The organism is Eubacterium ramulus ATCC 29099 (genome assembly GCF_000469345.1).
GTDB lineage: Bacteria > Bacillota > Clostridia > Lachnospirales > Lachnospiraceae > Eubacterium_I > Eubacterium_I ramulus.
Genome location: NZ_KI271080.1, coordinates 42849 through 62700 on the forward strand (window position 1 = coordinate 42849; position 19852 = coordinate 62700).

General features: G+C 43.2%; 15 protein-coding genes. All 15 read right to left on the minus strand.

Annotated elements, in window-relative coordinates; translation table 11 throughout:
* Nucleotides 1-72 precede the first annotated feature (72 nt).
* Nucleotides 73-1431, minus strand: a complete 1359-nt coding sequence (locus HMPREF0373_RS01240) for an ATP-binding protein (RefSeq protein WP_021737727.1) — start codon at nucleotides 1429-1431, stop codon at nucleotides 73-75.
* A gap of 272 nt (nucleotides 1432-1703) precedes the next feature.
* Nucleotides 1704-2537, minus strand: a complete 834-nt coding sequence (locus HMPREF0373_RS01245; protein WP_022036600.1) for a PRD domain-containing protein — start codon at nucleotides 2535-2537, stop codon at nucleotides 1704-1706.
* 262 nt (nucleotides 2538-2799) lie between these two features.
* On the minus strand, nucleotides 2800-4428 hold the full coding sequence (gene ptsP / locus HMPREF0373_RS01250; protein WP_044962543.1) for a phosphoenolpyruvate--protein phosphotransferase: 1629 nt from the start codon (nucleotides 4426-4428) through the stop codon (nucleotides 2800-2802).
* 1 nt (nucleotide 4429) lies between these two features.
* Nucleotides 4430-6589 carry a PTS transporter subunit IIABC gene (locus HMPREF0373_RS01255; protein ID WP_021737732.1) on the minus strand — a complete coding sequence of 720 codons (2160 nt, stop codon included), beginning with the start codon at nucleotides 6587-6589 and terminating at the stop codon, nucleotides 4430-4432.
* A gap of 263 nt (nucleotides 6590-6852) precedes the next feature.
* Nucleotides 6853-7407 carry a signal peptidase I gene (locus tag HMPREF0373_RS01260; RefSeq protein WP_021737733.1) on the minus strand — a complete coding sequence of 185 codons (555 nt, stop codon included), beginning with the start codon at nucleotides 7405-7407 and terminating at the stop codon, nucleotides 6853-6855.
* Complete coding sequence (locus tag HMPREF0373_RS01265) at nucleotides 7404-8861, minus strand: ATP-binding protein (RefSeq protein ID WP_021737734.1); 1458 nt, start codon at nucleotides 8859-8861, stop codon at nucleotides 7404-7406. Before HMPREF0373_RS01265 ends, HMPREF0373_RS01260 begins: the two co-directional genes overlap by 4 nt.
* Nucleotides 8862-9212: 351 nt before the next feature.
* A complete protein-coding gene (locus tag HMPREF0373_RS15845; protein WP_021737735.1) occupies nucleotides 9213-10238 on the minus strand; it encodes a MucBP domain-containing protein in 1026 nt (341 codons plus the stop codon).
* A gap of 1 nt (nucleotide 10239) precedes the next feature.
* On the minus strand, nucleotides 10240-11040 hold the full coding sequence (locus tag HMPREF0373_RS01275) for a hypothetical protein (RefSeq protein ID WP_021737736.1): 801 nt from the start codon (nucleotides 11038-11040) through the stop codon (nucleotides 10240-10242).
* Between the two features lie 14 nt (nucleotides 11041-11054).
* Complete coding sequence (locus HMPREF0373_RS01280) at nucleotides 11055-11804, minus strand: hypothetical protein (RefSeq protein ID WP_021737737.1); 750 nt, start codon at nucleotides 11802-11804, stop codon at nucleotides 11055-11057.
* 13 nt (nucleotides 11805-11817) lie between these two features.
* Nucleotides 11818-12330: a hypothetical protein gene (locus HMPREF0373_RS01285; protein WP_021737738.1), complete on the minus strand. Its 513-nt coding sequence runs from the start codon at nucleotides 12328-12330 to the stop codon at nucleotides 11818-11820.
* Between the two features lie 15 nt (nucleotides 12331-12345).
* Entirely contained in the window at nucleotides 12346-13338 is a 993-nt protein-coding gene (locus tag HMPREF0373_RS01290; protein WP_021737739.1) for a DUF5979 domain-containing protein, read from the minus strand.
* Between the two features lie 30 nt (nucleotides 13339-13368).
* Nucleotides 13369-14271, minus strand: coding sequence for a class C sortase (locus tag HMPREF0373_RS01295; protein ID WP_021737740.1), 903 nt, complete (start codon nucleotides 14269-14271; stop codon nucleotides 13369-13371).
* Complete coding sequence (locus HMPREF0373_RS01300) at nucleotides 14268-15149, minus strand: class C sortase (RefSeq protein ID WP_021737741.1); 882 nt, start codon at nucleotides 15147-15149, stop codon at nucleotides 14268-14270. Before HMPREF0373_RS01300 ends, HMPREF0373_RS01295 begins: the two co-directional genes overlap by 4 nt.
* A 135-nt stretch (nucleotides 15150-15284) precedes the next feature.
* Nucleotides 15285-16727 carry a SpaH/EbpB family LPXTG-anchored major pilin gene (locus HMPREF0373_RS01305; protein WP_021737742.1) on the minus strand — a complete coding sequence of 481 codons (1443 nt, stop codon included), beginning with the start codon at nucleotides 16725-16727 and terminating at the stop codon, nucleotides 15285-15287.
* A gap of 121 nt (nucleotides 16728-16848) precedes the next feature.
* The gene (locus tag HMPREF0373_RS01310) at nucleotides 16849-19833 is read right to left on the minus strand and encodes a DUF7604 domain-containing protein (protein WP_021737743.1); all 2985 of its coding nucleotides are present in this window, start codon (nucleotides 19831-19833) and stop codon (nucleotides 16849-16851) included.
* Nucleotides 19834-19852: the final 19 nt, after the last annotated feature.

The following is a 19852-nucleotide window of genomic DNA, read 5'->3' on the forward strand; positions in this document are numbered from 1 at the left end:
GAAGTGGGAGTCTTCTCGACTGAGATAAAAAAATCGCAGGGTGATGAATTTCTCAGCATCCTGCGGTTTTCTTTAATCCTGAAGTACACTTAAATCAAGTGTGTAGATATAATCCTCCGGAACCGTTCTCTTTTCCAAAAATCCTGCCATATAAATCGGACAGTAAAAAATCTGATCTTTCACTTCTATATTTTCATTACAAAATACAATGGCATTCTGAATATGATAATTGGGACTTTCCAACACATGATTTAATGCACGGTGTTTTGTATAATCCTTTCCGGATTTTACTTCAAGTGGCAATGCCTCCCCCTCAAACTCAATAACAAAATCCAGTTCCCCCTGTTTTTTGTTATTAAAGTAATATACCTCAAATCCATGTGCACACAGTTCCTGTGCAACTGCATTTTCATAAACCGATCCAAAATTAATATTGTTTTCTTTATTTAATATCCTGATCTGCAAACCATCTGCGTACATTGCTGCAAGCAGTCCCACATCAGAAAGGAATAATTTGAACAAATTTGTTGCTTTTGACAGAAGCAACGGAACCTGTGGCTCCTGAACACAATAAACCGGCAGTGCCACCCCGGCTTCTTTCAGCCAGATGAAGCTATGCTCATATCTTGAAAATTTGAAGTTCTCATTTAAGTTTTTTAAAATAAAGCGTTTGTTTTTACTGTTCAGTTCACTTGGAATCAGCTGGAAAATCTCCTCCAGATAGAGTTTATGCTCCGGATCATACCTGGCAATATCTTTTTTGTACAGCTGGATGATCCCTTTCTGAACCTGCATCACTTCATTCAGATTATTTGTATCCAGATATCGCTGTACAGCCGCCGGCATACCGCCAACGATCAGATACAATCGAAACAGATCCATCATTCTGTCATGAATCAGATCATCCACAGGGATCTTTTCTTCAAAACAGTTTTTTAATTTGTCCAGAACCTTTTCCGATACACGGTTTGCCTTGCAAAATTCAAAAAAATCCATGGGGAACATCTCATAAATCGACATGTAACCAACCGGAACCGATCGTATATCCTTTAATTCCACTCCAAGCAGCGACCCACTGAGAATATAGCGATAACTGCCTTCTTCGACTAAAAATTTAATAGCAGTCACGATTTCCCTGCATTCCTGGACTTCATCAAAAAATATCATTGTCCGGTCTTTTTCCATGGGAATGTCTGTCAATGCGGAGATTCTCATTAATATATCATCACTTCCGGTAGCATTTTCAAACAAAGCAACCGCCTGTGGCATCTCAAGAAAATTAATCTCGATCACATATTTGAAATGCTGCTTTGCGTACTCCCGGATACAGTACGTTTTTCCTACCTGCCGGGCCCCTGTAACCATCAGAGCCGCTTTCTTTTCTTTTTCAAAAAATTGTTCGATTCGCTCTGTTATGCTTCGATACAGCATGTTACACCTCCTGCTTTTTACAGTTTTCCCTGTTATATCCTTAGTATGCCATGTTTTTTCTTATCCCGCAAGTATGTTTGTCCGTTTTTCCAACATTTTTTTGACTGTTTTTGTCCGTTTTTCCAACTTTTTTTGACTGTTTTTGTCCGTTTTTCCAATACTTTTTTACCTACTTTTGTCCGTTTTTCCCGAAAAGCGAAAAAAAATGTACCGAAACAGCGTATTGTATTGCTCTTTCGGTACACAGATGTCTGATCCTTGATTATAATCCGCTATTCTTCATCTGCCATGCTGACCCGCTCGATGTGCATAGCCAGATAGCCGATCTCCAATTCCTCGAGCGGCTTATGTAATGCATGGCTGAGATGATCACATACGGTGGTTGCCAGTTCAAAAGCATCCGGAAAATTGTGCTGTACATAGTCATTCATATTGACTTTCAGAGATTCCCCTTTCAGTACACGGGCAACCATATATTTCACATGGTTCATCAGCCGGTTATAACTCAATGACATGACATTGATGCGGATGCCCCGCTGCTCTTCGATCACGGAAACGCAGTCCCGCACAGCCCGCGCCATCTGCATCGAGACAGATACGGATTCTTTTTCCAGTGCAGAATGAATATGCAGCGCCACATATCCGATCTCATCCTCGTCAATGTCGATCTGCTTTTCCTCTTTCAGAATCGTCTGTATCATAGAGGCCACCTTAAATTCTGAATGGAACAGCGTCTTGATATCTTCAGTCAGCGGATTGGAGATCTTCTCTCCCTTCTGCAGACGCTGGACGGCAAATGCGATATGATCTGCCATCGGAAACAAGATACTCCGGTCGATTTTTCCAAAATGCCGCTCCGCTTCATTCAAAATCCGATTCGCCATCTGAAAATATTCCGGCTGGATGGATTTGATCAGTTCCGCCGCGTCTCCTCTTGAAGAGGTCTCCTGTAAAGAATACACCGTACAGTCTGCAGGCTGTTCAAAACGCTCCCCAGGCTTTTTTCCAAATCCGACGCCTTTTCCCAGCAGGACATATTCTTTGCTGTCATTCATATCAAGGGCAATCACCCCGTTATGGTTTAGTACTTTACATATACGATACACGATTCGCTTCCTTCTCCCACAATAAATAGTTTGTAATACAACTGTAATACTATTATTTTAACACAGAAATTTTCATTTTCATACCCACAAAAATCAATTCTGCGAAAAACAAAACTCAACTCTGCCAGGGAGCACACAACGGTGTATGTACACAACTATGTATAGAACTATATATGTATAGAAAAACAGACAGCCGCACATTCTTTTCGAATATACGGCTGCCCGTTTTCTATATTTCTGTCCGAAATTACTGTTCCATTCACTAATTTGCAGTATATTCCCGGATGTTTTTGCGAACTTTCAGCACCATAGATGGAGCTACAGAAAGTTCATCTACTCCCATCTCCATAAATGCATCCGTCAGTTCCAGATCTGCGCCAAGTTCTCCGCAGATACCGGCCCATTTTCCACATTTGTGTGCATTTTCCACAACCATACGGATCATGCGCAAAATCGCTTTGTGATGCGCGTTGTAAAAATCATCCAGTTTAGCATTCTGACGGTCAATCGCCAGTGTATACTGTGTCAGGTCGTTGGTTCCGATACTGAAGAAATCCACCATCTCTGCCAGTTCATCGCTGATCATCACAGCTGCCGGTGTCTCGATCATGACACCCTGCTCCGGCATTTTATACGGGATTCCCGCTGCATCCAGCTCAGCCCGTACTTCTTCTACAATGGCAAAAATCTGCTCCACTTCCTCTGTGGAAGTGATCATCGGATACATCACAGACAGATTTCCATATACCGCTGCACGAAGTAACGCACGCAGCTGTGTCTTGAAAATCTCCGGCTGCTTCAGACAGATACGGATGGCACGATAGCCCATGGCCGGATTATCCTCCTGACCGAGGTTAAAATAATCCACCTGTTTGTCTGCGCCGATGTCCAGTGTCCGGATGATCACTTTTTTGCCTGCCATCAGCTGCAGCGCCTGTTTGTATGCATTGAACTGCTCTTCCTCTGTCGGAAAATCCGTTTTTCCAAGATACAGGAATTCACTTCGGAACAGGCCAATACCTTCCGCATCATTATCCAGTACACTTGCGATGTCAGACACGCTGCCGATATTTGCATACAGATGCACCTGTCTGCCGTCCTTCGTCACCGTTTCCTGCCCTTTCATCTGCTGCAGCAGCTGCTGTTTCTCAGCCTCTTCTGCCATGCGGGCTTTTGTCTGTTCACACACTTCTTTGGAAGGCTCTACGACAAAAGTACCTGCAAATCCATCTACAACTGCCTGCATCCCATTCTGCAGGGCATCCAGTTCCACCGGCACGCCGATCAGAGCTGGAATGTTCATCATACGCGCAAGGATCGCCGTATGAGAATTGGTAGATCCGTGTACTGTGACAAAACCGAGGATCTTGTCCTTGTCCATCTGAACAGTCTCACTCGGAGACAGATCATCCGCTACAATGATCGATGGCTCCATATCATTCATATCCACCGGTGCATGACCGGACAGATTCTGAACGAGACGGTTGGAAATATCACGGATATCTGCGGATCTAGCCTGCATATAATCATCATCCATGCTGGCAAACATCTCGGCAAAATTATCACCGGTCACTGCAACCGCATACTCTGCATTCACCATTTCATTGCGGATCATATTGCAGATGGCATCCTGATAATCCTCATCTTCCAACATCATCTGATGCACCTCAAAAATCGCTGCGCTGGCTTCACCAACTTCTTTCACTGCCTTATCATACAGTTTCTGCAGCTGTTCCTGCGATGCACGGACCGCATCCTGCATACGGGCGATCTCACCTTCTGCATCTGTGATTTTTTCCCGTTTTACCTGGACATCATTCTTTTGGAACACGACGACCGGTCCCAGTGCAATTCCCTTATAAACAGATTTTCCTTTGTATTCCTGTGTCATATTATGCTTCCTCTTCATATACATCTACTGCAAACAGCGGATCTCCGGCTTTTACCTCACCCTCTGCCAGCAGTCTGACCTTCTGGTTATCCTCCAATTCGGTGCACAGAATCGGAGAACACAGTGACGGTGCATTGGCTGTCAGATAAGCAATGTCGATCTCCAGCAATTTGTCACCCTTCTTCACGCTCTGTCCGTTTTCCACAAAACAGGTAAAGCCTTTGCCTTCCAGATTAACTGTGTCGATACCGATGTGCAGCAGCATGGATAAACCGCTGTCTGTCAGAAATCCGATCGCATGTTTTGTATCAAATACGAAGATGACCTGCCCATCTTCCGGTGCTACGATGGTTGCTGCTGTCGGAGTCACGACTGCTCCGTCACCCATCATTCTGCCTGCAAACGCATCATCCGGTGCAGTTGCCAGATCTGCTGCGATACCTGTGATCGGGCTTGATACGATAATGGTCTCTTTTACCACTTCTTTTGCTTCCTGTGTTTCTGCGGCAGTCTCTGTCGGTACGGTATCTGCAGCATCAGAAGCTGTTTCGTCTGTATGAAGCTCCTCGTTCGGGGCTTTCTCCAGATAATCCTCAAAATTTGATTTAATAACGGTTACTTTCGGTCCGTAGATGATCTGAACACCGTTTCCTTTGTGAACCACACCAGAAGCGCCGGTTGCTTTCAGGAGCGCATCGTTGACCAGTTCCGGTTTGAATACCGTACAACGCAGTCTTGTGGCACAACAGTCCACATCAGAAATATTCTTCTTGCCGCCAAGTCCCTGTAAAATTCCCTCGGAAACCGGATTCTCACTTGCGGCACCATTTTCGCCTTCTTTTCTCGCATTGACATCTGCTCTTGTATACAGTTTTACTTCTTCTGTGTCATCACGGCCCGGTGTCTTCAGGTTCAGTTTTTTGATCAGGAAGCTGAACAGGAAGTAATATACGATGAAGTAGATCACACCGATGATCACTACCCATACCCAGCTTGTTTTCTTGTTGCCCTGCATGATACCGAACAGGAACAGATCGATAAATCCGCCGGAGAATGTCATTCCGACACCTACATTACAGATATGCATCAGCATATAAGCCAGACCTGCAAATACGCAGTGGATACCGTACAGCAGCGGTGCCACAAACAGGAAGGTAAACTCCAGAGGCTCTGTGATACCTGTCAGCATGGAAGTCAGTGCTGCGGAAAGGAGCAGACCGCCGACCGCTTTTCTTTTTTCCGGTTTCGCTGTGCGGTACATTGCCAGTGCGGCTCCCGGAAGACCAAAGATCATCAGCGGGAATTTACCGGACATAAATCTGGTTGCAGATACTGCAAAATGTTTTACTGTCGGATCAGACAGCTGTGCAAAGAAAATATTCTGTGCGCCTTCAATGAGTTTTCCACCGACTTCCAGTGTTCCGCCCACACCGGTCTGCCAGAACGGCAGATAAAATACGTGATGCAGACCAAACGGAAGCAGTAAACGCTCCAGAAATCCGTATACCCAGGTTCCTGCATAACCGGATTTCAGAACCAGATCACCAAGTGCATAAATACCGGACTGGATCACCGGCCATACAAAGAACATCAGGATTCCGACACCCACAAACACGATACCGGAAATGATCGGTACAAAACGGGTTCCTCCGAAGAAGGATAATACCTGCGGAAGCTCAATCTTGTAAAAACGGTTGTGCAGTGCCGCAACACCCAGACCAACGATGATACCGCCAAATACACCCATCTGAAGGGATGTGATACCACATACATCTGTAACAGAACCGGACAGCATTGTGTCCGCACCGCCCTTGATGTTGATCAGTGCCCCGATGGAAGCATGCATGATGAAAAATGCAATAACAGCTGCCAGCGCTGCTACTTCTTTTTCCTTTTTCGCCATACCGATTGCTACACCCATTGCAAATATAATCGGCAGATTCGTAAAAATAATGTTACCGGCAGCGTTCATAACCTGCAGGATCTGATTCAGTACGGTTCCCGGTCCCATAACGCCCAGCAGACCGTAAGTTTCCAGCATTGTTTCGTTCGTAAAAGATCCGCCGATTCCCAGCAGCAGACCTGCGACCGGCAGAATAGCGATCGGCAGCATAAAGGAACGGCCAACCCTCTGCAAAATTCCAAAAATTTTGTCTTTCATAGTTCTCCTCACTCTCTCTCGTAGACAGTATTTGTTATAGTGTACCCATTTTTTGAATTCACATAGCAGGAAGTAACTTTTTTCATGTCGGCCGAACCACAAAAAAAGGCACTAACCCTACATAAATATCAAAAAAATATCTATGCACGGTTAATGCCTGCGTAATCAGTAACACACCATGTATGTATTATTTATATCACATTGATACTTTTCTGTCAATGTGATCACACATCTGCTCTTGTTTCTTTTCCGATACAAAAAATTCAATCCGTATCCTCTGCTTCTCCATCCTCGTACTTCCGGTTCAGTACTGCTGCAAGAACCTGAAGCACGATTGCCAGCCCGATGACACATTTCAGCACCGTCTTTCCTGAGCCGACAGTGATCGTCTGGACAATGCCCCCCACTTTCGGTATGGAACGTACCATCTTTCCCACATACTGCTCATAAGTCACCGGATTCATATCATTTTCCGCGTTGGCATCGCCTTTTGTAATAAACTCTCCCATCGCATTACTGTTAGATACCACGCGATGTGTGATGATGGATCCCTGGGCATCCGAGCCGTAAAAAGCGATAATATCGCCCGTCTCAATGTCTCCCGGTTCCACATATTTGATATACACCAGGCTTCCTGTGGGAACCGCCGGTTCCATACTGCCGCTGACGACAGTGTAAAGCTGATATCCCATAGTCTTCGGTACGATCAGCGGGACACATATCGCAATGATGGCAATCAATAAAATGATGCCGACCGCCCGAAACACCGCCGCCAGTGGATTTTTTCTCCTTCTGTGTGATTGATCTGCTCTGCTCATTTGTTTTTCTCCTCTGTATCGCAATCTGTAACTTCCCAGTAACCGTTTTTAGGAGAACCATGTCGTATAAGAAAACCAAGCGTTTTCAACTTTTTAATATTTTTTTCTATACTTCGACTTCCTAATCCCAATTTTTCAGCTATTTTTTTTGCTGATAACTGTTTATCATAACAAAGAAGCTCCACAATTTTCTTTTGGGTATCCGTCAACTCATTCATCTGAGTCTTCTCCGAACTTTCTCCGAACCTTTTCCGAACTTTCTCCGAATCTTCTCCGTCCTTTTTCTCCGCCATTGTCATTGAATTGTTTCTGAACAATTCTACTCGAAACATATTGTCAAACTCCTGAAATCTTGGCTTCGGAAGTCCATATTGTTCTGCAGTACTAACGATTCTTTTTATTCCACTTCCCCATGCTTCAACAAGCCCCATCTGGCTGAATATATTAGCAATACCCTTATTCCGAATCTTAGAATGACCATTCATGACTTCTTCATAGGTCAATCCATTATACAGTCCCCCTGGTGAAGTCACCTCCAATCTGTCATCATAAATCGCAACCTGAATACATGATTCATCCAACAGATTCCGATGACAATGGGCATTGATAATCATTTCTCTGATTGCTTCTGTAGGAAGTTCATATTTTTCTTTTCTTATCAAACCATCAATTGCTGCTCCTAATCTTATATTTCGCAATACAAAATCTACTGCTTCTTCAATTTGTTCATAAATCGGTCCTGTAAACTCTCGCTTATCCAGAAATACAGTCCGATCCGTCCCTTTGAAAACCGCACATTGAGTTTTAGAAAATGGGAAATAATCCGATGTCAACAGTACATAAGCATTTGTCGCTAAAAGATGTCCTTCACTCTGTTTCAAAATTTTCCAGTTTATCAACTGCTCTTTCTTTACAGAATATTCCGTCATCCCAGCTTTTTTTCGAAACTTCTCGATATCCTGGCAAAGTTTTTCTGTAGCATTTTCCGAAACAGGATAACCTACACAGGTAAGTTCATCCCATGAGATTCTGGCACCTTCCATTTCCAGTTCTTTTATTTTCTCTGGAAAGGCCTGTCTGGATGTACCTGCCACACGGATATAAGTACCATTATCTTTTCCTTTTGACTTCAGATAATATGGACGATGTTTGCCTGCTTCTACTGATACAACAATAACATCTTTTCCTTCTATAGTCTGTGGTTCAATATCGGGAATAATCTGTGGCATACAGGAATCTGAAACTGCATTGGCAATTCCATCCATTAATTGAAATAATATATCACTTTCCACACCAATAACCTGATGTGTTTTATCATCCACACCTATAATCAACTTTCCCCCTTGTGTATTGGCAAAAGCGATTACAGTTTTCATGTATTTTTCACTTTTATCGGGGAGTGTTACTTTATACTCTATATTTTTTGATTCACCAGAAAATATTGTATTGTCCATGTTTCTCACTTTTCTATCTTTTAGATTACTCTGATTTCATTAATTATAGAATCAGTATATGTCAAATCGCTTAATTTTAACAGCCCCTTTCTGTATTTTCCACTTTTCATTTATCTTTTTCTTTCTTTGGGAAATACTCGATCATGAGCTTCCGAAATTCAGAAACCTGTCCGGTTTATTTAGAAACTTGTGCAACCACTTAGAAATGTGCTTGCGTATTTTTACTATAGCATAGAGCTTTCTTTTGTGCAAGAAGAAGCTGTACAGAAGAACGCTCTCAAATCTATGCGTAAAAAAAGGTACAGCGGCTTTTGCCGCTGTACCTGCAACTTTTCACATTAACCTATGAATTTATTTTGTCTCTTTTTTCCGACGTTTCATTGCCACAAACAGAGCGATCAGTGCCACAACAGCAGCAACGATAATTGCGATACTTACACCCAGAGTCTTATTCTTGTCCTGAGTTTCCTTTCCGGCATCGATATTACCGGTCGGTGTATCCTCATCATCCAGATTGATCTGATCCTGCGGTGTCTGCTCATCCGGATTCTCTACTGTACCATTCTGGTCTGCATCCTGTCCGCCGTTGGCATCTGTTCCACCCGGAGTTGTCGTACCGTCTGCATTTGTTCCGGTTCCATTTGTTCCGGTTCCGTTTGTTCCGGTAGTTCCATTCGCACCCGTACCGTTTGTTCTATTGGCTCCGGTTCCGTTTCCACCGGTGGTACCAGTGGTTCCTGCCGGAATGGTCACGGTGTTTGTGATGGTATTGCCCGGAATAACGACTGTGACGTGGTTGACTGTCTCCACAACACGATTGGTGGCTCCCGGTGCATATTTGAATGTGAAGACATTCTCTGCCTCGTTGTCACTCAATGTCTTGGTCAGCGCCAGCGCCTGCGGCACATAATTCTCGATATAGCGGTAAGCTACCACCGGTTTATCACCGACGTTTCCATAAAACGTCTGGCTTTCTGCCAGTTTATTGCCCTGCTCATCCTCATAGTTCACGGTATAAGCTACCATGTCACCCTTGATTCCGTAAGCAACCACATAATCTGCATCGCCGTTTACCCGGAATGCAGGTGCTGCCAGTGCTTCGGAATTATCACGTCCGCTGAGACGGATTCCCTTGACATAATATTTTTCATCTGACACTTTGATGTCATTTATATCAAAAGAAACCGTAGATCCGGCTGCCAGATCAACTTCTTCGACCTTCTGCTGTCCGTTGATGGTTCCCTTATTTCCTGCTGATAACGTCACTTTGTATGTGTAAGGTGTCACAGTCTGTGCTGCCTTTACCGGTGCAGCTCCAAGCCCTGCGATCACGGATACACTCAGAAGAGATACGAATAATTTTTTCCATTTCAACATATTATTTCTCTCCTTTCCTCTGTGCCGTTTCCGCTTCTTTCTTTCTGCGATTCATAGTCACTACCGCCAGGATCAGGCATACAACGCCGCTGGCCAGTGCGATCACACTGTATCTGAGCATCAGATTCGTATCGCCGGTTTTTACACGTTTGGTAGTGGTGATGACTTTGTCCTCCCCGCGGACTTCTGTCTTCTCTGTCTTCTCGATAGTCGTAACCGTATCCTGTGCTACCTTCTCTGTTGCAAAATTCATACGAAGCTTTGCCAGTGTCAGCTGATAACCGTTACCCTGTGTCTCACCTTCGACACCTACCGTCAGATGAACCGTTCCGCTCTCCTGAGATGCCAGACGTCCCAGGTAAAAATATTCCTGTGTGGAGTTATCTACCTGCTTCAATCCTTCGCCGGCTTTGGAAGATCCCTCACCGCCGACAGTTGTGCTGTCATACAGCACGGTTTCTTTCTTGTCGCTGCCTACATAAGTCAGACGGTAGCTGTATCCGCCGCCCTCCGCAGACTGCTGTGCATCCTCCAGTGTCTGGATGACTTCGTTGGTCATATACCAGTCGGTACTTCCACTGTCGGAATTCATTACGTTTACTTTCAGTTCGATGCTGTCACCCGGCTGGATATTTGCCATCTCGTCTGTCACATCATTATCCTGAAAATTACTGCTCATCTTGCTGCCGTCGAATGTCACCTGCCATCCGTCAGCTCCCTGATAATCTCTTGCAAATGCTGTTGTCGCTGCCCCGGCCGTCATTACGAGGGTCATTACGAGGCACAAAATCTTCTTCTTCATAGCTCTGTACCTCCTTACTGCAGACTCATAACAGTCTCATCGTCGTTCACGCTGACATCCACACCCCAGGCACTCTTGATCGCTTCCTGTGCGTTATGCGTCTGGACTGCATCTACTTCCGCATCTACATGAAAACTGTAACCGTCATATTTATAAGTGTATCGAATGGTATTTCCATCTACCTGCTTTGTCACATCCTGTGCAATGGATTCATTGACACGGATCGTATCGGACAGTGCCGGTGTGGTCTCTCCCACTGGCAATGCCTTTGTATAATACAGAACCGTACGCTCCGGTGTGGACTGATCCTCTGCGATCACCCAGCCGTTATCAGTCAGATAATTCAATTCGATCAGATCCGGAGACAGCGATGTATTCTTCTTTCCCTCGGCATCCTGCCAGCTTCTGGTCAGAATGACACGAACGAATGTATCAATGTTTCCGCTGTTCTTCACGCTGATGGCTTCATTATAGCGTTTGCCCGGTGTAAACTTCTCATCCTCACCCAGCATATTTGCAAGCAGTGTACCCTCTGTGCTACCTGACCACTCATTATCTGATACATAATCCCTGCTGCTGACTACCGCATCATTTTCTACCAGAGATACACCGATACTCTGCATATTCATCTGTGCGGAATAATTCTCACTGTAATACGTCAGTGCCGCTCTCGCACTTCCCACACCACTTCCTACCAGAAGCACTGCGGAGGCAGCCAGAAGCAGGACTGTGATCTTCGGAAATGATTTCTTTCTCTTCTTCATGTCAACCTACCTCCTACTCCTGTGTATCGCCACTGTCTGCTGTCACTGCATGATTCCAGTCAGCATAGGCATTTCCATTTTCATCGAACAGAACCGGTGTACATTCCTGAATGACTACGACATTGAATTCAGAAGCTTTCTCGTCACCTGACGGGAACTGATAAGAGATATTCAGCTCCTGCTTCGTCGTTTCACCTGCCGGAAGGACACTTTCATAATACCAGTATCCGTCATCACCAGCCTGCCATCCACCATCCGGCGCCAGATACGTCAGTGCCACCGGTGCAAATGCTTTGACTCTGACAAAACAATCATAATCACCTTTATTGATGATGGTGACATGTTTGCCTTTTTCATCGATCTTCTCATCCGGAACAGTGGTCGTGAATCCCATATTCATCTTGACACCACCGCCCGCTGTGGCATATGTCGTAAAATATGCCATGGCACTTCCCACGGTCAGGGAGCCGGTCAGAGCAATCGCTGCAGCCGCCAGAACCAGTGGTTTCTTATGTAGCTTTCTCATTTGGCATCCCTCCTTTTATCTCACTTCAGCAATATCATATAAGCCCTTATCATTTAATTCAAAATGGTTGATCACGCCGTAGCCGCCATTGGTACTGTCATTGACGTCATTGACAAAGGAAACCTCTGCCACCGGTGCATCCGCCTGGCTGTATTCATCATTTGCTTTGATCTCTGTCTCAACTCCGTTGTCAGATTTCAGGTCATAAGATGCCCCGCTGTATACCTCAGTCACTTTCACGACAGCCCCTGCCGGAAGTCCTGTGAGATGTACGGACTGATCACCAACCTCATCAAAGGTCAGTGCCTCGACTTTGCTTTCTTTCTTATCACCATTTGTAATATCGATCTGGAAAACGAAGGTTGCCTTATCGCCAAAAGTAGTATTCTGATTTTTCAATGTCTTGTTGATGATCAGATCTCCGGTTCTCTGCTGCTGCTCCGGTTTCAGGCCGATGGCATTGTCACCGGTGAGATTATATACCCAGGCATCGCTGGTTCCCTCGCCGCTGTAATAGTTATTCGGCAGAGAAATCAGATACGGTGTAAATGTATAGACATAATTCGGTGTTACCAGCTGTTCTACCGATACGAGATAAAGTCCGGTCTCCAGATTTTTCACCGCAGCTTTTCCGTTTTTGATGGTAGGATCTGCTGCAACAGCGGTATTGGCTGTCACCATATCCTCTGCAGCCTGTGCACGTTCCAACCATTTAGCTGCGGAATCCTTATTCTCCCGGCTCAGTGCACTCAGATCCAGTCCGGAAAAGTCACCCACCGGTGTATAAGCTCCGGCTTTATCTACAGAAGCGACCCGATACAGCTTTACCGACAGGTCATTCGTGTTCAGTTCCTCATACTCACCGCCCACGGAAAACTCCACCGAGCAGTCTTTTCTATCCACATCTATCGCACTCGCCGCCCATACACCAGGCAGAACGAATACCGACAATGCCACGGCCAATGCCAGTAAGATGGCACTTCCTTGTTTTACTCTTTTTTTCATCATCGCCTCGTCTCCTCCTTTAATGTCTTTCCTCTATGTATTGCGTTGTTTTCTTCCTGATGCGACTTTCATGATCACAATGATCAGAACCGTGATCGCAATTCCGAGAAGCAGATATAACATATAGTAGTTCTGGATCGCATGCAGCATCGTGTCTGCTACGGAACCTGTTACTTCCTCTTCTCCATTATATGGTACTCTCGTACCTCTGACAAGAAGTCTGTGGGAATTGACACCATACGGTGTACAGGTAAATAAGGTCACCTGATCCTTTCCATCCTCAATCTTCAATGCATCCTGCAGCGTCTCATGATCATCCTTGTCCACCATCGGCAGAATCTGATCTACCTGATAGGCAAGTACCTCATCCAACACATGGATGTAAAATTTGTCCCCGGCTTCCAGCTGATCGATATCGGTGAAAAGTCTTGCACTCGGCAGTCCTCTGTGTGCCGCCAGCACTGCATGATTACTTTCTCCTCCAATCGGAAGCTTCGTACCGTTCAGATGTCCGACTCCGGTCTGGAGTACATCATCGCCGGTTCCATGATAAATTGCAAGTTTGATATTGATCTTCGGAATGGACAGATATCCCATTACTCCGTTGTCTTCTACATTCAGGACCTTCCAGTAATCTGTATTCTTCAGATCACCGTCATCTTCGCCAAACACATCTCCGTAGAGATCATTGTCGGTAATGGTCTGATTAAAGGCTTCCGCTTTCTGCCACTCATCGGTAAAATCAGTCGCATCCAGGGACTGTAAGTTATCTTCATAATTACTGATCAGCTGATTCTGTCGGTATGTATTCCACTGATTAGAGATCGTCGGATAAGCCAGGATGCCGAATCCAACGAGAAACAGTAAGCCGAAAAGAACCGGAGCCAATCTCCTCTTTTTCTTTGCAGGTTTCTCCTGCGGTTCTACTTCTTTCATTCTTCTGTTTCCTTCTCCCGTGCTGCTTTCTTTCTGAATCGTTTCTCTCTGATAAACAGAATCAGGACAAACACTCCGGTAATCGAAATTCCTACGATTACCCAGAGCAGATAATTTGTATGAAGGCTGATGCCGCTGAGCGGTGTCTGCTCTGCTGCCACTTCATCTGCCACATAATCCACACGGTGTCCACGCACCAGAAGTCTCTGTGTATTCACACCATATGGAGTACAGGTCAGCAATGTCACCAGATCTTCTCCCTCTTCGACGGCCAGTGCATCGGTATCTTCCGGTTCAACCACCAGAATCTGATCCACTTCGTAACATAATGTGTTGTCCAGCACATGAATCAGGAAATGATCGCCGATCTTCATCTGATCCAGATCGGTAAAAAGAGAAGCACTCGGCAAACCGCGGTGTGCGGAAATAACTGCATGTGTGCTCTCACCGCCAATCGGAAGGGAACTTCCTTCCAGATGTCCTGCTGCCTGCTGCAGCACCTCATCACTTGTTCCGTGATAAATCGGAAGCTTGATGGCGATCTTTGGAATCTCTACGATTCCCATCATGCCGTCCCCGGTCAGGTTCAGGCAATTCATATAGGTACTGTCTTCTTCCTCTCTGGCATCTGCCACAGCAAAGGAATCCGGCAGGATACTCGGTACCAGTGCGTCGTTGTATGCCTGTGCTTTCTTCAGTTCCTTCGCATAATCAATATCTCCGGCTTCGGTCATCTGTGTGAGGTTATCTTCATAACTGCTGATGAGCTGTTTCTGTCGGTGATTATTCCACTGGTTTGCTACGAAAGGATACAGCAATAAGGACAATCCGGCTAAAAATATAATGACTATAAAAAATTTGCTTACTTTCTTTTTCATCCGGCCTCTCCTTGTTGTTGTATGTATCTCATTAATTTATGGTGGCATATCTATTATACCACATTTTTTATTAATCCGGGGCGGCTATCGCCCCGGATTACCTTTTTTATTCAGTAAAACTTACTGATTCGTTATTTATTTGTTTACTCTTTTGCGGCTAGCGAAGAAGAATCCTGCTGCTGCAACCATGATAGCACAACCTGCGATTGTGAAGAGTGTAGTACCCATACCACCGGTGGATGGAAGAGCTGAAAGTTTGAAGTCGTACATTTTGATAAGCTCTGGCTGTGTTGGAGCAACGCCTGTAACTACTCCAGTAGTTTTATCTGTTGTTTCTGCCATTGTAAATGCAATATCATTATTGTTAATGCTGTATCCATCCGGAGCAACTACCTCTTTGAAATAGTAATCACCAGCTTTAAGACCTTTTACAGTAACAGTTCCGTCATCAGCGGTAGTAAGTGTTGATCCTAATCCAGCCGGAACTTCACCTTTTGTAGTTTCTGCAATCCACTGACCTGTAATCCAACCCTCAGCATCAATTACAGCATACTCTTTTGTTTCACCGTTCATTCTGTATACAACGAACTCTGCACCTTTTAATACATGTGTTGTATTAACTTCTAATTTTGTAATTGTTGCATTACCTGAATATGTTTTTGTAGTTGTACCTTTCGGATCCTGTGTAGAAGTAGCTTTGTTTTCAACAAGATTTGCTTTATCTACCAGAGCAGTATAAGTAATAACTACTTCCTGACCTGCATATGTGTTATCATCTTTTACAAGGCCCATTAAATCAAGTTCAAATGCACGCTGTCCATGCAAAGTTTCAGACAGTTTTTCGAATCCAGTAACTGTTGCTCCATTTACCGTAATTGTATTAACTGCTGCTGTTTCTTTTACAGCATCTCCTTTAAGGTAGAATGTAGCACCTGTTAAATTATCAGATACCTTGAATTCAGTTACAAGTTTGTCACCATTCGGTTTTACTTCCTGATAAGGAACTGTTGTTTTTACTTTATATGTAACTAAATCTCCAACTTCAACATTTGTTTTATCTGCCTCTTTGCCTGTATGATATTTATCTGCTTTTGCAACTACGGATGCATTTAATGGTGCAATCAGATTGTTTTTTTCATCATACTTATATGTTTTTGCTACCATTGTGCTGTATTCTGTTTTATTAGTAGGATCTGTAACAATTACTAAATAAGCACCTGCCTGTAAGCCAGTAAAATTAACGTTGCTAGCAAATTTTCCTGTTGAAAGCTCTTTTGATTCTTCTGTTGCAGTAGCCTTTGTCTTCAGAGCTGCCGTTCTTAATGCACTAATCACATTAGAATCAGCTAAATTATCCGGTGTTACACCCGTATCTTTTGTCCAGTCTGCTGCTACCCAAGCATTATCATTGTCATCTAATCTGTAAATTTCATAGATATCTACTTTCTGTTTTGCATATGTTGCAAGACCTTTTACTTCAAGCGTTGCGCCTGCTTTTGCTGCGAAAGCTGTCATACTCATTCCGAGTACCATTGCCAGTGATAAGATCACTGCTAAGATTTTTTTCATCTTTTTCATCTCGTTTTCTCCTTTTCTTTTTGGGGTTTACCCATTTATCTTGTCCCGTTTCGGGAAGATAGTTAAATTGATTCGTTGTTGCCAGCGGCGGCAGGCCGCTGAAAAGTCAAGTTACGATATCTTATCTTTTCAGCACCTCCCTGCGTTTGTTTTTATATAAGATCCATGCTGCGCCTCCCATAAGAAGCATTCCGCCGATCATATACAAGAAGATTCCAGGTCCGCCGGTATGAGGCAGTTCATAAAGCAAATTATTTGCTACCGTAATGATGTAGGTATTATTTTGTTTTTCAATCTTTACATTTGTATTTTCTGAAACTGTAATACCATCATCATTTACTGTTACAGTAATTGGATCTGCCAGTTTGGTATAACCTGATGGTGCTTTCACCTCGGTCAATATATATGTTCCACAAGTTATATCACCCTCTAATACTAGACCGCTTTCATCAGAAATATATGTTCCATTTGTATTTGTACCAATAGTCACTTTGTTTCCATTATTGTCTAGTAGCGTAAATTCTGCACCTTTCAGATAAATATCAGATGTACCTTCCGCATGTCTAGTCTTCAGGATTTTAATTTTCTGAGTGCTCTTGGTATTTGTAATGATATATCTATTACCAGATGTACTATACGTTACTGTGTATGTTGTTCCGCTGATGGTTGTTGTTCCATCTGGTGCTATCATACTGTATCTATGACCATTATAATTAATTGTTCCAGTGTCATCCAGCTTCAACTCACGAATACCGCCATAGTTATCTGATTCTTCTACAGTGAAAGAACCACTGTAATTTTTTCCAGGTAACAATTCAAGTATGCGTCCCGAAACTGGGTTTCCAATTTTATCAATTAACTGTACTAAAACGGTATCCTTTGGATCACTGATTCCCACCCAATTTTTGTTAACATTAATCTGTTCAACTTGAACAACTGGTTTTCTATAATTTTCTGTAACGTTGCTATCTTTCCACTTATAGGAAATCGTTGCTTGGCTGTTTGAATAGAAACCTGCCTGTTTTGATGATGTTCCATTTCCAACTGCAGAATAACCATTTAAAGATGCATCTGTGTAATCATCACCTTGGTTTGTATAACCATCGTTTTGATACTTATCAAATGCAGTCTGGTTTGGCACAACATTTGTAATGGACAGATAATAATAGTAATCTTTTTTGAAAGTATAATCATTTTCAAATTTTAGTGTTGCAGTTTTACTATCTTTATCATAACTTACCGTAGCAATTTTATCACTACCTTCGTAAACCTCACCACCAGTTAAAGAACCATCCGTTAATGTAAATTCACGTCCATTGCCTGACACATCTGTGTAATTATTTGCGTTTTTCTGTGCGATATTTACTTTAATTTTTGTATTAGCTGTTGTATCAACATACTGGCTTAATGTATCAGTAATTGTAACCTCTGAGCATGCCAGAGTTAAGATGTCACCTGCAATACTAGTGAATTCTTCTGTAAGATCGGAAGGATCTGAATAATTAATAGCTCTTTTGGTACTTGCACTAACTGCTCCAGATAGCCTATTTAAAATATCTAAACCACTGATTTGCTCATAAATATCGTATCCATTAGAATAAGTTCCACCATCTGGACAAGTTCTCCAAGAATGCTTCCATTTTTTATATTCATCATGTGTATAAATATTAATAGAGGTTGGAAGTCCAATTCCAACTGCATAAAACCTCTCGCAGCTAATCATACCAGCAGAGCTTACTGCTGCCTCAAGCGTTTTTTTGCTTGTCTCATTTCCATATCCATATGGTTTTGTTCCATAGTAAGTCGGTTTTCCATCTGTCAGGAAAATGACAATTTTCTTTGCATTTTCTCTACTACTGCTATTTATTGCGGTGGCAGCTTTTGTTAATCCCTGGTCGTAATTGGTTCCGCCATCTGCGGACAATTTTCCTGCTTCTTTCTTCAGGTTTGTTCCATTAACCCAATCATCTGTTTTTGTTTTAGCTGATGAACTAAAGGTGACTAATTTGTATTTTGTATCTACTGTTTCCTTTTTTGCATCGAAGGCATCTACCAAGGCGTTAATTGCATTTTTTGTACTTGTTAAATTATCTCCTTCCATACTACCAGAAGTATCAACCACCAACACAATATCAACAAAAGCTTTCTTTACATCGGAGCCAATTGTTCCGGAAGCATTCAGTGTAATATCATATGTACCATCAGTATTACGTTTGATGTACTTCTCATGTAACATTTTGCTTTCAACAGTTTCACCGGAACCGCCATTCTGAGAATAGTTATTTTTAAATTCTACACTCTTGGAATTTCCAACTGCAATGTTCATATCTGTAGAAGTAATTCCACTTCCGGCTACCGTACTGTCTACAAATATAGATGTATTTCTAGTATATCCCGATACATCTAATGTACCTATTTCTTCGACCTTGATGTTACCACATTTATCCTGTGGAATATTTACAATCGTGCTTCCTCTGTAAACACCATTTTCAAATGTCCAGGTCATATCACTATATCTTAATGTTCTAACATCGCCCACTTTAAATGAAAGTTTCTTAGCCAATGTATCTGCATCTGCAACACTCAAACCAGTAATGGTTTTTGTTACAGTAACATTTGCTGTGCCTGCTGCAGGTGTCAATCTGTCTCGTGTAAACCTTACATTATCAATAAAGTTTCCAACTGTAAGCTTGTTAGATGCTGTGTTACCTGCAACAAAGAAGAAACGCGTAGAATACTGATTACTTGCTACAGTATAAGTTCCCTGATGAGTTGTCCAAGAACGATCTCCATCTGTATACGTAGCAACCATTGCTCCTGGATAGTTTTCTTTATTATTGACAACATCTAACACCTGTGCTTGGGTTGTAATATTTTGAGCCATTTCACTGGACATAGCCACAACATACATAGTATCTTTTTCTTCCGCTGAAGTGTCATCTCCATTTGCTCCACGTGCTCTATGTGCCACCTGATAGTTTAAAACCTCACCTGGTGTAGTAAGGACATCCTGATATAACGCTCCTGCTGTTTCGCAGTTAAGTTCTGCAAACTGATTTCCATCTGCTGCTATCTCATCTCCATGCCAGCTATATCCCAATGTCATTTAGATAAGGATTATACAA